The organism is Desulfobacula sp., assembly GCF_021107415.1.
The window spans coordinates 1-14564 of record NZ_JAIOSW010000234.1 but is presented as its reverse complement, the minus strand read 5'-3'; the positions used below and the strand labels follow the sequence as shown (position 1 = coordinate 14564).

General features: G+C 44.2%; 13 protein-coding genes and 2 pseudogenes. 11 read left to right on the top strand and 4 right to left on the bottom strand.

Translation table 11 applies throughout. The annotated features are described in order from the left end of the window. The 11 genes and pseudogenes from K8S13_RS12745 to K8S13_RS12695 form a co-directional block, all read left to right on the top strand. Positions 1-1608 (top strand): aldehyde ferredoxin oxidoreductase family protein (locus K8S13_RS12745; RefSeq protein ID WP_291463000.1); only part of this gene is annotated, 1608 nt, incomplete at its 5' end. A 6-nt stretch (positions 1609-1614) separates the two neighbouring features. Then, positions 1615-4770, top strand: a complete 3156-nt coding sequence (locus K8S13_RS12740) for a putrescine aminotransferase (RefSeq protein ID WP_291462998.1) — start codon at positions 1615-1617, stop codon at positions 4768-4770. Positions 4771-4831: 61 nt separating this feature from the next. Next, a complete protein-coding gene (locus K8S13_RS12735; RefSeq protein WP_291462996.1) occupies positions 4832-5377 on the top strand; it encodes a 4Fe-4S dicluster domain-containing protein in 546 nt (181 codons plus the stop codon). A gap of 227 nt (positions 5378-5604) precedes the next feature. Continuing rightward, entirely contained in the window at positions 5605-5829 is a 225-nt protein-coding gene (locus tag K8S13_RS12730; protein WP_291462995.1) for a hypothetical protein, read from the top strand. 18 nt (positions 5830-5847) lie between these two features. Next, positions 5848-6630 (top strand): annotated as a pseudogene (gene dctP / locus K8S13_RS12725) (TRAP transporter substrate-binding protein DctP); the annotation flags it as partial. Between the two features lie 91 nt (positions 6631-6721). Continuing rightward, the gene (locus K8S13_RS12720; RefSeq protein WP_291462993.1) at positions 6722-7240 is read left to right on the top strand and encodes a TRAP transporter small permease subunit; all 519 of its coding nucleotides are present in this window, start codon (positions 6722-6724) and stop codon (positions 7238-7240) included. After that, positions 7230-8549, top strand: a complete 1320-nt coding sequence (locus K8S13_RS12715; RefSeq protein ID WP_291462991.1) for a TRAP transporter large permease subunit — start codon at positions 7230-7232, stop codon at positions 8547-8549. Before K8S13_RS12720 ends, K8S13_RS12715 begins: the two co-directional genes overlap by 11 nt. Before the next feature lie 69 nt (positions 8550-8618). Continuing rightward, entirely contained in the window at positions 8619-9713 is a 1095-nt protein-coding gene (gene aguA / locus K8S13_RS12710; RefSeq protein WP_291462990.1) for an agmatine deiminase, read from the top strand. Positions 9714-9739: 26 nt separating this feature from the next. Continuing rightward, a complete protein-coding gene (gene aguB, locus K8S13_RS12705; protein WP_291462989.1) occupies positions 9740-10609 on the top strand; it encodes an N-carbamoylputrescine amidase in 870 nt (289 codons plus the stop codon). 77 nt (positions 10610-10686) lie between these two features. Then, positions 10687-11664: a CoA transferase subunit A gene (locus K8S13_RS12700; RefSeq protein WP_291462987.1), complete on the top strand. Its 978-nt coding sequence runs from the start codon at positions 10687-10689 to the stop codon at positions 11662-11664. 17 nt (positions 11665-11681) lie between these two features. Then, positions 11682-12443 (top strand): CoA-transferase subunit beta, encoded by a 762-nt coding sequence (locus K8S13_RS12695; protein WP_291462985.1) that lies wholly within the window; start codon positions 11682-11684, stop codon positions 12441-12443. 41 nt (positions 12444-12484) lie between these two features. Here K8S13_RS12695 and K8S13_RS12690 read toward each other — a convergent pair whose 3' ends face one another. The 4 genes and pseudogenes from K8S13_RS12690 to K8S13_RS12675 form a co-directional block, all read right to left on the bottom strand. Further along, complete coding sequence (locus tag K8S13_RS12690; RefSeq protein WP_291462983.1) at positions 12485-12655, bottom strand: hypothetical protein; 171 nt, start codon at positions 12653-12655, stop codon at positions 12485-12487. A gap of 1 nt (position 12656) precedes the next feature. Next, the gene (locus tag K8S13_RS12685; protein WP_291462981.1) at positions 12657-12944 is read right to left on the bottom strand and encodes a hypothetical protein; all 288 of its coding nucleotides are present in this window, start codon (positions 12942-12944) and stop codon (positions 12657-12659) included. An 84-nt stretch (positions 12945-13028) separates the two neighbouring features. Further along, positions 13029-14060, bottom strand: coding sequence for a radical SAM protein (locus tag K8S13_RS12680; RefSeq protein ID WP_291462980.1), 1032 nt, complete (start codon positions 14058-14060; stop codon positions 13029-13031). Between the two features lies 1 nt (position 14061). After that, positions 14062-14564: pseudogene (locus tag K8S13_RS12675) on the bottom strand (amidophosphoribosyltransferase); the annotation flags it as partial.

Genomic DNA, 14564 nt, shown 5'->3' with positions numbered 1-14564 from the left:
CATTTGATCATTGCCTCGGGTCCTCTTTCGGCAAGTTCCCTGTATGGTTCATCCAGGTATGGCGTTTTTGCCAAATCTCCTTTAACGGGTTTTTACGGGGAATCCTATTCAGGGGGAAGTTTTGCAGAACCCTTGACCCATACGGGATTTGATGCAGTTATTATAAAGGGTGCTTCAGAAAGGCCTGTCTGGATCGAAATTAATCCTGACAGTGTTATTTTTCATGATGCCCAGGAGATCTGGGGCAGGGATACCTTTGAGACCGAAGACTATCTAAAGAAAAAATTCAATGGCAAGCAGCCGGGTGTTTTGGTAATCGGGCCTGCCGGAGAAAATCTGGTACGGTTTGCAGTTATTAAGAATGATCAGTATCGTGTGGCAGGAAGAACTGGTATGGGAGCCGTCCTTGGATCAAAAAAAATAAAAGGGATTGTCTGCTATGGAGACAAAAAACCTGTCTTTCATGATCCTGACGGTATCAAAAAATATAAAAAAGAGATGCTGGTGCGTCTGAAAGACGACAAAGTGGGCCAGGCCTATAGAACCATGGGAACCCCCATGATGGTGGATATACTGAACAATGCCGGTGCGTTCCCAACCGAGTACTGGAAACGGGGACGGTTTGAAAAAAAAGACAATATCAATGCCGCAGCCATGGCAGAAAGGCTTAATCCCAAACCCCATGCATGCAGGGACTGTTTCCTTGGATGCGGTAAATATATAGAAGTGCAGCAGGGCAGGCATAAAGGACTCAAGCTGGAAGGGCCGGAATATGAAACCATTTATGCCTTTGGCGGGTTGTGCATGATAGATGAAATCGAAGAGATCGCCTATTTGAACCGACTTTGCGACAGTCTGGGTGTTGATACAATTTCTTCGGGAAACCTTGCAGCCTTTGCCATTGAAGCGTCGAAAAAAGGAAAAATTAATGAAAAACTGGCCTACGGATCAGCCGATGATGTCAGTAACCTGATCCGAAAAATAGTTAAAAGACAGGGAGTGGGCGGAATCCTGGCAGAAGGCATAAAACCGGCGGCCGAAGAACTGGATATGCAAAATGACATAGTCCATGTCAAGGGCATGGAGCCTGCCGGTTATGACCCGAGAATTTTAAAGGGCATGGGACTTGCCTATGCTGTCAGTGAAAGGGGAGCATGCCATTTAAGAACAACCTTTTACAAGGCAGAACTGTCAGGGATGGTGGACCCGGGAGCAATAGACAATAAAGTCGAATTATTTACGGATTTTGAAGATCGCTGCACCCTGTTTGATTCATTCATTCTCTGCCGGTTTTTCAGGGATTTATACCCCTGGGAAGAGTTGTCAAAGCTCTTATTTCTTGCCACGGGTCTCTCCTATGATCAAACCAGATTGACATCAATTGCGGCCGGGATAAAGGATAATACCCGGCGGTTCAATCTCAGAGAGGGGCTTACATCGAAAGATGACACCCTGCCGCCAAGATTGTTTGATCATAAGCTTGAAGGAGATCAGGGGATTACCAGAGACGAGCTTCAAATGCTTGTATCAGAATATTATAAAATAAGAGGATGGGATGCCAAAGGTCTTCCAAAAAATAATCCAAACAAAAACCATAAAGGAGATTAAACTTAAATGATCGACTTAGAAGAATATCATCCGGATGATTATAAACTCAGGGATATTAAAGCTGCGAAAAAGGAAGTGGATGAAATCGTTGATATCATTCTCACGCCCACAGAAAAAATATCCCTTGAAATAAGGGAAGAAATATCCAGAAAAACAGTTAGAAATTTTCGGGATCATATTAATAAGGGTTTTCTTGATTATAGAAAATCAGTCACCGAAGCAACAGGGTTTGCCGTCACCGAATGGACAGGCCAGGGATCCGTCCTGGTTGATGTCCTTGACAGGCAATTCTTAGACCTTCTGGGAGGGTTTGGTCTTTATTCCTATGGTATCCGCCATCCAAAAATTGTAGCCGCAGTAAAGGCCCAATTAGACAGATCCCCGCAATACAGCCAGGAGATGCTGGATCCTTTAAGGGCACAGCTTGCAAAAATACTGGCACTCTTAACCCCGGGGAAAATTCAATATGGATTTTTTGCCAATTCAGGAACAGAAGCTGTGGAAGGGGCCATGAAACTTGCCAAACTCCATACGGGCCGCAAGGGATTTATATCCATGCTCAAGGGCTTTCACGGAAAAACACTGGGAGCTCTCTCCCTCATAGGAAAAAAGGTTTTCAGGCAACCTTTGCTGCCGCTTCTTGACGGCATAAGGCAGGCGCCTTTTGGCGATCTTGTCGCACTTGAACATGAACTTTCATCGGCACGGACTGTGGGGGATGATATTGCAGCGGTTGTTATCGAACCTATTCAGGGCGAAGCCGGTGCCATTGTCCCGCCGGATGATTTTCTGCCGGGGGTTCGGGAGCTTTGCGATCATTATGACGTCCTTTTAATCGCCGACGAAGTGCAGACCGGTTTTGGCCGGACAGGTGAAATATTTGGTGTGGATCACTGGAATGTAAAGCCCGATATCATCTGTCTGGGCAAGGCTTTGGGAGGGGGCGTCGTCCCCATGTCGGCATTTATGGCAACTCCCAAAATCTGGGAATGCATGGAGCCCAACCCCTTTATGCATACCACCACAACAGGCGGTAACCCTCTGGCCTGTGCATCTGCCCTTGCAGCCATATCGGTTCTTCTGGAAGAAGATCTTGCAGGCCAGGCAAAGAAAAAAGGAAACTATGTCCTTGAAAAATTAGGGGAACTCCAGGAACGATATCCAGGTATTTTAGCCAATAAAAGAGGCCTTGGACTTCTTCTGGGTATGGAATTTCACACCGATGGTATCGGCTACAAGGTGGCATCAGGATTGTTTTCAAGAGGTGTTATCACTGCAGGAACCCTGACCAATGCTAAAAATATCAGGTTTGAACCCGCATTGAACGTGCCCTGGGAAATTCTTGATGAATCTTTAAACCGCATTGAAGATGTTTTTAAATCCATTGAATTGCCAAAGGGCAGAAAAAATGAACATCTCTATACCGGTCAGGTGCTTCATGTGGACTTAAGCAGAAAAAAGATCCAGTCAAAAACAATCCCGCAAAATCTTCGGTCGCAATATATTGGCGGCTGGGGGCTTGCTGTAAAATATCTCTATGATTTGATAGATCCCAAGGTCGATCCTTTGTCCTGCGACAATGCTTTTGTTATTATGACAGGGCCTGTGTGCGGAACCCTTGTCCCCACATCCTCCCGGACCTGCCTGGTGTCTAAATCTCCCAAGACAGGGACCATATTTGAATCCAATATCGGCGGTGCTTTCGGGCCTGAACTTAAGTTTGCAGGATATGATGGTATTGTTGTGACCGGAAAATCAGATAAGCCTGTTTATCTTAGAATTGAAAATTCCAAGGTCACCCTGGAAGATGCTTCCCCAATCATGGGGAAAGGTATTTTTGAATCAGAAAAGTGGCTGAAAGATGAAGTTGATTTTGAAGCGAAAACCCTGGCTATTGGACCTGCAGGTGAAAATTTGATTGAGTTTGCCTGTGTGGGTTCCGAGTCTTACCGGCAGATGGGGCGTGGTGGTGCCGGTGCATTGTTTGGGTCTAAAAATTTAAAAGCCATTGCCGTCAGGGGAACAGGCGGCGTCCAGGTCAACGAGATCGGGTCATTTTATGAAAAAGTGGTTGAACATACCAGCGGGAACCTTTTAACCGAAGACAACCTCTGGGCTTATAACCATGGCACAGCCCTGCTGGTGGATGTCACCAATGAGATGGGAATTCATCCCACAAGAAATTTTTCAAAGGGTGTCAGCAATGGCCGCCGGAGTTTGAATGCCGATGCCATTGATAATGTTAAAATCGGTGACCGGTCATGTACTTCCTGTCCTTTGGGATGCGGCAAGTTTACTTCCATTAACGGTACACAAATGGAAGGCCCTGAATATGAAACGCTTTGCCTTGGCGGTTCAAATTGTGAAGTGGATGATCTTGAAGCCGTCATGAAATTTAACAAACTCTGTGATGACTTTGGTCTTGATACCATGTCCACGGGTAATATTATCGGTCTTGCCATGGATATCACCGAATCCGACCTCCATGACTATGGTATCCGGTTTGGTGATAAAGAAAAATATCTTTCCCTGATCGAGGAGATTGCCACCCAATCCACCCAACGGGGGAAAGATCTGGCCCTTGGTGCTCAAAAACTTGGTGCAAAATATGGTGCAGAGGACAAGGCTGCCCATTCCAAGAATCTTGAAATGCCGGCCTATGATCCCCGTGGTAATTATGGAATGGCGCTCGGGTATGCTACTTCCGAGCGGGGAGCCTGCCATTTAAGATCCTTTACCCTGTTTGAAGAAGAACCCTTTAAGGTCAAAGAAATGACCCGGGCTGTCATGGAGAACCAGAATAACAACGCAGTAAAATGGTCCATGGGGCTTTGCGATTTCTGGGGAACAGTGGATACCTCAATCATGGCGGATTTTTTGACAACGGGACTGGGTAAAAAAATATCTGCTCCGGATCTGGAAAAGGCCGGGGAAAGAATATGGAATCTTACCCGATTGTTCAACCTGAAGGCCGGGTTTACAGCTGCCCATGATACCCTTTCCGATAAACTTTTGAAAAAAGCACTGGAAAATGGTCCCTGGGAAGGTAAAAAAATTGACCAGGATGCATTGGCTCAAATGAAGGGTCTTTTGTATCATCTCAGGGGCTGGGACCAGCAAGGACGACCTTGTGAGGAAAAACTGGCAGAGCTGGATCTTTAAAGATACCTGAATTGAAATATATCATTCTGATGAATAAGGATTAAGATAAGGAGAAACGTGAATGGAAAAATTACTTTTGGTCATCCCGAACAGGTGTACAGGATGCAATAGATGCTCTTATGTCTGCTCGGCAGTTAAAGAAGGAATGTTCATTCCTTCCAAGGCCAGGATAAAAATCAATAATTTCCCCCATGAGGGATACTCAGTGCCGAGTATCTGTTTCCAGTGCTCCAATGCAGACTGCATGAAAGCCTGCCCTGAAGGGGCTATTATTAAAAATGAAAGAGGCGTGATTGCCATTAATGTAACCAAGTGCACAGGATGCGGAGAGTGTGTAACTGCATGTCCTTACGGGATGATGGAGCAGTATGAATCAGGGATAGTCTACAAGTGTGATCTTTGCGGCGGCAGCCCGGCATGCGTGGCCGAGTGCAACTTTGGCGCCCTGGTATTCAAGGAACCAGACTCCATAACCCGAAAACAAAGGGGGCAGCAGATGAAACAAAGACAAACAGATAGCAGACCGGATCAAAAAAGGCACAAACTTGCTGCAGTCATTCTCAAGGAAGCTGTCAGAATACCGCGCACGGCAAACTATATGGGGTAAGTGTTTTTAAAGCACATGCTAATTATTAAAACAAAAAGACGGTAATAAGGAAGCCGGCGTTTATGAGGTGGGCAGTTAAAGCCTGAAAGGCTCAAATCTGTTCTTGACTCTTTTTTGAAAAGCGTAAGAAGGTGATACCTTAGTGTCACTATTATGAAAGAAAGAGTGAATGAGTCTCGTAAACAGCCATAAAAAAATAACAAAATAAAAAAAAGGATGGAAAAGAAATGAAATCAAAAAAATGGTTAATCAAGGTGGCATTTGCAATTTTTATGGTACTGGCGTTTTCTTTTCAGGCTAGTGCTGCTGGAACGAAGTGGAGATTACAACACTCATGGGGAGCAGCTGAAAATCACTTTTTTGAACACTATGCTAAAATCGTTAAAGAAATGTCTGGTGGCAAAATTCAAATCTCTGTATTTGCAGATGGCGAGTTGGTAAATGTGGAATAGCTTTGCGACGCAGTAGCGGCCGGGACGCTTGAGATGGGACATACGCATCCTGATTATCAGATGGGCTCAGTCCCTGTGGGTGAGCTGGAAAGTGCTCCCTATTTATTTGGGAATCTGAAAGAGGAAATGGCTGCCATCTACAGATATGGCCTGGGCGACATCTACAAGGAGGCTTTTGAAAAAAGATACAAAATTAAGGTTCTTGGGTTCCAGGCGGATGATTGTGGGGCATTAATGTTTACCAAGGAGGTCAACAGCCTCAAGGACATGAAAGGGATGAACATCAACATTCTGGACCCTTATGCCACATTTTTGCACGATTTGACAGGCGCTTCCTCGGTCTATATGGGACCTGAGGAACTCTACACGGCCCTTTCCCGAAACGTAATTCAAGGGGTTGAATACGGCGGTGCAAAAGCCATGTATGATATGTCCCTGCACGAGGTAACAAAGAGTTTTCTTCTCCCAAGACATCAAGTCGCCTTTTTCCCCTTTTATTTTATTAACAAAAGAGCATGGGAAAAACTGCCGGCTGATCAGCAGGCAATTCTTGTGAACGCTGTCCAGGCGAATACGATATACATGGCAGCCTTTTATGCTGAAAAAGAGCAGGAAGCGTTGAAAGCCATGGCGGATAAACATGGTATCAAGGTCACCCACCTGCCGGAAGAGGATGTCAAGACCATTACCAAGATGTCTGTCGAATGGATTAAGAATGACTTTGCAAAGAGAGGGCCGTTTTGTAAAAGGGCGGCTGATGCAGTTTTGAAAGCTATGAAAGACTTCGGACGAATCGAGTAAAGGAAGGCTGGTTTGTGGGTGATAACTATCACCTGCAAACCTTTATCCGATAGAGGCTGTGTCATAATTTTTATATTAAGTTAGGAACGAGATGGACAAACTAAAAAAAGTAGTCTGGTTCATGGACAGCTTAGGCATTGGAGCAGCAAAAGGTGTCAAGTGGTTTATCTTAATTTTTGTATTTATTACCCTTTTTGATGTGGGGTTAAGATATTTCTTCAATGCTCCGACCCTATGGGCCCGTGAGTTGGTTGCCCTGCTGTTTGGCCCCATGTGGATGCTGACCGGCGCCTACCTTTTAATAACAGATGAACAGGTACGAATGGATCTGGTGTTCCACCGTTTCAGTACCAGGAAAAAGGCCATTTTCGATTTGATTACATTCACGCTTTTTTTCTTTTATTTTGGAGCGATAGTTTTCTACGGATGGCAGGACTGGTGGAGCTGCCTCATTCATAACGAACACACTAGATCAGTTTGGAGACCTGTGCTGTGGCCCTTCAAACTTGCTATACCTGTAGGTGTTTCTTTACTGCTGATTGCAGGGATAGCCAAGTATATTCGCGACCTGTATGTAGCAATTACCGGGAGGGATTGGAATGGGAATTGAATTAATCACACTATTATTGTTTGGCAGTATGCTGCTGCTGCTGTTGACAGGTTTTCCCATAAGTTACGGACTGGGAGCTATAGCCATGGTATTTTCTCTATGGTTATGGGGACCGCAATCCCTTTTCATGGGCTATTTAGCGGCAGTGAGTACGGTGAATTATACAGTTTTGGTCTGTATTCCCATGTTCGTGTTTATGGGCATGATGTTATACTATTCCGGGATCGCTGATGATCTCTTTGATACTTTTCAGAATTGGCTGGCGCCTGTACCGGGTGGTCTGGCGTCAGCCACAGTGGGTGTCTGCACCATGATTGCAGCCCTGGTGAGTTCTGAAGCCGCCGGCACGCTCACCATGGGGAGGATCGCTCTTCCTTTGATGCGCAAGCGGGGGTATCAAAAAGAGATCGCCGTCGGATGCATCCAGGCAGGAGCTGCATTGGGATTTCTTGTCCCGCCAAGCTGCATCGCAATCCTTTATGCCGTTATCGCAAAGGAATCCATAGGAAGACTCTTCCTTGGCGGCGCCATTCCCGGATTTATGCTGGCTTTAATGTACATCATTTACATCACCGTCCGATGCTATCTCCAGCCACATATCGCCCCTCCCGTACCCAAGGAGGAAAGAGCGTCATGGAATGAAAAAGTAAAAAGCCTCAAAAACCTTATCATGCCGTGTGCCATCATATTTTCGGTTGTCGGGACGATTATGCTGGGACTGACCACGCCTGTGGAGTCCGCTGCCATCGGTGTCCTGGGTGGCTTGATAGCTGTTGCGATTAAAAAGAGGCTGAATCTGAAGTTGCTAAAAGATGCGCTCATGGACAGTTCAAAGCTTACAGCGATTATGATGTGGATATTCATGGGAGCGATGACCTTTGGTCAAATCTATGATGCCCTGGGAGCCAAGGAGCTCATATATACCGTGACGACTGCCCTCCCACTTGGACCGTGGGGTATTCTCATCATGATACAATGCACCTTCTTCATCCTGGGGATGTTTATGGATGACACGGCGATTTTGTTCATTACCATGCCCATATATATCCCTATTATCAGCGAGTTGGGGTTTGACCCGGTATGGTTTGGCGTTCTTTACATTATCAATATGCAGATGGCCTACATGACGCCGCCTTTTGGATACTGTCTGATGTTGATAAAGGGAGTGGTACCGCCCGATATATCCATGGCGGATATATACCGATCCGTCATTCCATTTGTAATAATACAAGGCGTGGCCCTTGCGCTGATTATGATATTCCCTGAACTCGTACTCTGGCTTCCAAGAGTTATGCTGGGTGGGGGATGAGGCACAGATGGTGGCAGGACATGATAACTGCCCTGTCACTGCAGGCCATACTTAAGGAAAACAAAGTTTATGAGTAAAATATTGGGAACAACCCCGAAAAATGATGGGTTCAGAATGCCCGGGGAGTATGAATCCCATGAAAAATGCTGGATGCTGTGGCCCCAAAGAGCCGATAACTGGCGCTTGAATGCAGCACCTGCTCAAAAAGCATTTTCTCAAGTTGCTCGGGCCATATTTCAATTTGAGCCGGTGACTATCGGTGTTTCAAAACTTCAGCTTGAAATTGCCCAAAACATTCTGCCATCGGATGTTGAAGTTGTCGAAATTGAATCCGATGACGCGTGGATGAGGGATGTGGGCCCCACCTTTGTAAAAAATGATATAGGAGAAGTCCGGGGTATAGACTGGGAGTTTAATGCCTGGGGCGGGCTTAACGGGGGAATTTATTTTCCATGGGATAAAGACGACGAAGTTGTCTGTCAAGTTTTAAAACTTGCAAAAAAAGACCGGTACTGCGCCCCGTTTATTCTTGAAGGCGGTTCCATTCATGCGGATGGCGAAGGAACATTGATCACCACTGAAGAGTGCCTGTTGAACCCTAATAGAAATCCGGATCTTTCAAAGATCCGGATCGAGAACTATTTAAAAAAATACCTGAATGTAGAAAAAATTATCTGGCTGGGCAAAGGAGTCTTCATGGATGAGACAGACGGCCATGTGGATAACCTCTGCTGTTTTGTTAAACCCGGAGAAGTTTTGCTTCACTGGACTGATGATAAAACAGATCCCCAGTATGAAATATCCCGTGATGCCTTTGACAGGCTCTCGGATTCTGTTGATGCAAAACAAAGAAAAATTAAAATCCATAAAATTCATCAACCCGGTCCTTTGCATATGACCGAAGAAGAAAGCCGGGGAGTGGAAAAAAAGCCGAATGTTGCGCCAAGGGATGAAGGGAACAGACTGGCCGGATCATATGTGAATTTTTATATTGCAAATAAAGGTATTGTCATGCCATTATTTGATGATCCCCGGGATAATGACGCCATGGAAAAAATAAAAGGCCTTTTCCCGGATAGAAAAGTGGTGGGTGTCTATGCCCGGGAAATACTTCTTGGGGGAGGAAATATCCATTGTATCACCCAGCAGCAGCCGAGTGTTTGAAGCTGAATAGATAAGGAGATAACTCTATGCCGGTAGTCATAGTTGCTGCCACCCAGATGGGTTGCACAAAGGATTGCGATCAGAATATTTTAAATGCAGAAAAATTGGTTGTCAATGCAGCAGACCAGGGCGCCCAGATCGTCTTACTTCAGGAGCTTTTTGAAACCCTTTATTTTTGCCAGGAAGAAAAGACTGAATACTTCAATCTGGCAACAACTCTGGAGGAAAATAAAGCGGTTAAGCATTTTTGCACCCTTGCAAAAAAATTAAAAATTGTATTGCCCATTAGTTTTTTTGAAAAAAAGAATAATGCCCATTACAATACGGTTGCTGTGATTGATGCTGACGGAACCATACTGGGAGTTTACAGGAAATGTCATATACCCGACGGCCCGGGTTATGAGGAAAAGTTTTATTTTAACCCTGGAGATACAGGGTTTAAGGTGTGGCAGACAAAATTTGCCTGTATCGGTATCGGTATTTGCTGGGATCAATGGTTCCCGGAAGCAGCCAGGATCATGGCACTTAAGGGTGCTGAGATTATTTTCTATCCCACAGCTATTGGGTCGGAACCTGCCAATGATATCTTGGATTCAAAGGATCACTGGCAGACCTGCATGCAGGGTCATTCTGCCTGTAATATGATCCCCATTGTTGCATCCAACAGGATTGGTACAGAATCATTTGATACGTCCGGCATTACTTTTTACGGGTCATCCTTTATCACGGATAACAAGGGTGGAATCCTTACCCAGGCAAACCGCACGGATGAATCCGTGATTCTTTCAACCCTGGATCTTGAACAATTTCAGCTCCAGAGAGCTTCATGGGGACTTTTTCGGGATAGAAGACCTTCCCAGTACAAGATTTTGCTCACCAGCAGCGGTGAAAGATAAAAAAGGTGGATTTAACTTTAACCCAAACAAAAAAAATGATAATAAAGTCCAACTATCGCTCAAAATGAGGTTTGTGAATGGAAATAAATGGAAATAAGGTTACTGATTTAAAAGATGCAATATCGACCCATGTAAAAAATGGATGCCATTTGTCCATAGGCGGGTTTACCATTAACAGAAATCCCATGGCTGCCGTCTATGAAATCATCCGGCAGGGGATCAAAGAAATTCACCTTTATGCCCATTCCAATGGCCAGGGAGTTGATGAACTTGTGGGGGCAGGCAGTATATCCTGCCTGGAAATTGCCTATGGCGGCAGTGGTAAATTTGCATCAACCTGCATACGATTCAGAAAAGCGGTCCAGGAAAAAAAAATTAAGATAGAAGATTATTCCAACTTTCAGATGACCCTGCGCTTTCTTGCAGGGGCCATGGGAATCCCGTTTCTTCCCACCCGGTCTTCTCTTGGAACGGATATTGTGAAAATTTGGGGATTTCCAATTGAATTCAGGCAGAAAAACAGCAAGCTTCCTGACAGCAAACTGATTGAACTTGAAAACCCTTTTGGGACATGGTGCGATACAAAAAAAGTTGTTCTGGTTCCAGCCATCAATCCGGATGTCACCATCATTCATGTGCAGAAGGCTGACTTTCGAGGAAACTGCAGGATAGACGGTTTGACCTTTGCCGATGTGGAACAGGCAAAAGCGGCAAGAATTTTGATCATCACCTGTGAAGAATTGGTGGAGGATGATGATCTGAAAAATGCTCCTGACAGAAACCAGATTCCTTTTATTCATGCGCATGCCGTTGTTCACATCCCTTATGGGGCCTATCCTACGGCCTGCTACCGGTATTATGACTATGATCCGGTTTATTTAAAGGAATATGCTGAAAAAGCCAGGGATGACAAGCAATATTATTCATATATTGAAGATATTATTTTGAAAAACGTAACCCATAAGGAGTTAATAGATTCAATTGGCAGGGAACGTCTTGAAATGATAGCAGCTGATAAAAATCTTGGATATGCAAAGAATCTTGATAGAAGATAATGGGGCGGAGACATAAGATGGATTATACTTTAAAAGAAATGATGGCTATTGCTGCTGCAAGGGAAATCAGGAATAATGATATTGTGTTCTGCGGTACCGGTATTTCAATGCTGGCAGCCATGGCTGCAAAAAATATAAATGCTCCCCAAAGTGTTATTTTTTTTGAAACCGGTGCCATTGATTCCAAACTGGAAGATCTTCCCCTTGCAGTGGCGGACCCGAGGATAATGTACCAGGCTTCAGCAAATGGGGGATTGCTGGATTCCTTTGCCACCATGCAGAACAGGTTTACAGCCAAACATATTGTGGGTATTCTGGGTGCTGCTCAGATTGATATTTATGGTAATCTGAATTCCACCGTTATTGGAGATTATGATGAACCCGAAGTCAGGTTTTCAGGGAGTGGAGGGGCATGTGATGTGGCTTCTTTTGTTTCAAGAACCATTATCTTTATGAAACAGGAAAAACGAAAATTCAAAGTCCGGCTGGATTATCTGACAAGCCCTGGATATCTGGACGGCCCGGCCGGCCGGGAAAAAGCAGGACTTCCAGAGGGAGGACCCCACAGGGTAATCACAGACATGGGGATTATGGGTTTTGATGAGCTAAGCAAACAGATGTTTCTGAAAGGATATTATCCCGGAATAACACCGGATAAAATTCTTGAGAACATGGAGTTTGAAATTGATATTTCCCGTGCACAAGAAGTATTGGCCCCAACTTCGAACGAATTAGGACTTTTAAGGGAAAAATGTGATCCCCAGCGTCTTATATTGTAAAGGAAGGCCTGATTTTTTTATAAATTCCTTTCAAACCCGGCTTAACTTTTAATTTGTTTAACCTTTGCTATTTCTACAATGGTTTCTAATCTCACAACGCGTTTATCAATATCAATGGTTCTTTCGGACAGTTTTTCAGTTTTAAGGCCCAATGATTTTACCGAATCCGTCAATTTGATTATATCTAATAGAAGATCCTTCCAGCCGGACATTTTATAAATTTTCCCTTGATAGATTTTTTAAACAATGATCGACTTTCTGGCTCGCCTCGTCTGTGGTCTGTATCGCTTCTTGTACTCTAGTGTGGGCCAGTTCAAGTAATGCTTTTTGTTCAAGATCTGCTGTGTTCTCATTTGGGTCATATGCATCTATAGCATCTCTAACGATTTTTGCCGCAGAAACCCCTTTCCCCAGTTCTTCACACAGACGTTTCAGCTTATTAATATTATTGTTGGATATAAAAAATTGTTTTCTTACCAAAGCGTCGGCTTGTGCTTCCATGACCTTACTCCTTATAGAAATCGTTTATACTTATAATATACACATACACATAGTATAAGCAAGCGAAATGTGAGCAATAAAGCATCAGGTGTTTTGGGAGATCTCCTCTTTGAGCATACAGCAGGCAATTTGATGCTCAGGATCACCTTTCTTATTGTAAGAAAGGTTCCGGGGTTGAATCATCTTGTTCATGACACAGCCTTCAGGGATGGTAAGACCGAACAGGTCTTTTTCATTAATTTTTGGTGTGGCGATCAACCGGTTATTTTTTATTTCATAGGAATGTAAAGGAAAGTCTTCGCAGACAGGGCATTGGTATACCCTGCCATTGGGAAAAATAAAATAATTATCCGCCACATTGCCGGCGCATTGAAATATTTCATCATGCTTTAGAAATACTTTTGGATAGGTTACAATAATGCCATGGCCGGCAATTGTTTCGGCTACTTTTGGAATGATGTTGAGCCAGATTTCTTTTGATACCTGGAGTTTTCCATCCGGCGTTGATGACTTGCCTCTCATGCCGACCACCTGGATAAAAAATCGTTTGATACCAAGCTTTTTAACTATATCCGGCATTAATTCAAGTTCATGAATATTAATATCTGAAACCGTATAGATCATTGAACAGGAAAAGCCTTTTTCCAGGGCTTTTTGGATGCCTTCCATTACTTTGTCATAGCATCCCCTGCCTCTGATGGTATCATTGGTTTTTTTTACGGCACCATCCAGGGAGAATGAAAGAAAGTCAATGTCATCACAGGAAATTCTGTCCAGAATGTTATGAAATAAATACCCGTTGGTATCAATGGTGATGGATTTGAACCCAAGGCGTTTCGCTTCTTTGACGGCCAGATAAAGATCCGGGTGAAGGGTGGGTTCACCTCCTAAAAAAATGACATTGGTCTGGTCAGCTTTATTTAAATCGCCAATATTTAAATCCGGCCTCTTTGAAAAAAGAATGAGCCAGTTCCGTATGGTATCAATATCAAGGGTGTTGGCCCCGTGCTGATCTTTATTAATATAGCAATGGGTACAGGAAAGGTTGCACCTTGTTAAGATGTGAAAAAAAAGATTGGAAGAATCCTTTGAAAATGCAACGGTTTTTTTTGTCATGCTATCCCATACACTGCTTGGTAAAATTCGGATCAAATGCAACCGGGTAGTTTCCGTCAAAGCAGGCCTTGCAAAAGTTTAGCTCCGGATTTTTTACACCTGAAGCTTCAAGCATGCCTTCAATGGAAAGATAGTGCAAAGAATCAAGACCTAAATATTCCGTGAGTTCATCTATAGGTTTTTGCGCGGCAATCAGTTCTCCTTTTGAAGAAAAATCAATGCCGTAATAGCAGGGGAATTTATGGGGCGGACATGAGACGCGCATATGTATTTTTTTAGCCCCAAGCTCACGCAATGCCTTGACACGGGTTTTTGCTGTGGTCCCGCGAATGATGGAATCTTCAATAATAATAATATTTTTGCCTTTGATCAGTTCTCTGACCGGATTGAGCTTTACCCGGACGGTAAAATCACGCATGGACTGGGTGGGCTGGATAAAGCTTCGCCCAACGTAATGGTTTCGAATCATGCCCATTTCAAAGGGAATCCCCGATTCTTTTGCGT

What these genes read in the sequence shown, in the direction of transcription:
- K8S13_RS12690 (WP_291462983.1), bottom strand. Translation starts at nt 12,655, where the DNA reads ATGTCCGGCTGGAAGGATCTTCTATTAGATATAATCAAATTGACGGAT.
- K8S13_RS12720 (WP_291462993.1), top strand. Translation starts at nt 6,722, where the DNA reads ATGGACAAACTAAAAAAAGTAGTCTGGTTCATGGACAGCTTAGGCATT.
- K8S13_RS12715 (WP_291462991.1), top strand. Translation starts at nt 7,230, where the DNA reads ATGGGAATTGAATTAATCACACTATTATTGTTTGGCAGTATGCTGCTG.
- K8S13_RS12700 (WP_291462987.1), top strand. Translation starts at nt 10,687, where the DNA reads ATGGAAATAAATGGAAATAAGGTTACTGATTTAAAAGATGCAATATCG.
- K8S13_RS12740 (WP_291462998.1), top strand. Translation starts at nt 1,615, where the DNA reads ATGATCGACTTAGAAGAATATCATCCGGATGATTATAAACTCAGGGAT.
- aguB (WP_291462989.1), top strand. Translation starts at nt 9,740, where the DNA reads ATGCCGGTAGTCATAGTTGCTGCCACCCAGATGGGTTGCACAAAGGAT.
- K8S13_RS12680 (WP_291462980.1), bottom strand. Translation starts at nt 14,060, where the DNA reads ATGACAAAAAAAACCGTTGCATTTTCAAAGGATTCTTCCAATCTTTTT.
- aguA (WP_291462990.1), top strand. Translation starts at nt 8,619, where the DNA reads ATGAGTAAAATATTGGGAACAACCCCGAAAAATGATGGGTTCAGAATG.
- K8S13_RS12695 (WP_291462985.1), top strand. Translation starts at nt 11,682, where the DNA reads ATGGATTATACTTTAAAAGAAATGATGGCTATTGCTGCTGCAAGGGAA.
- K8S13_RS12735 (WP_291462996.1), top strand. Translation starts at nt 4,832, where the DNA reads ATGGAAAAATTACTTTTGGTCATCCCGAACAGGTGTACAGGATGCAAT.
- K8S13_RS12685 (WP_291462981.1), bottom strand. Translation starts at nt 12,944, where the DNA reads ATGGAAGCACAAGCCGACGCTTTGGTAAGAAAACAATTTTTTATATCC.
- K8S13_RS12730 (WP_291462995.1), top strand. Translation starts at nt 5,605, where the DNA reads ATGAAATCAAAAAAATGGTTAATCAAGGTGGCATTTGCAATTTTTATG.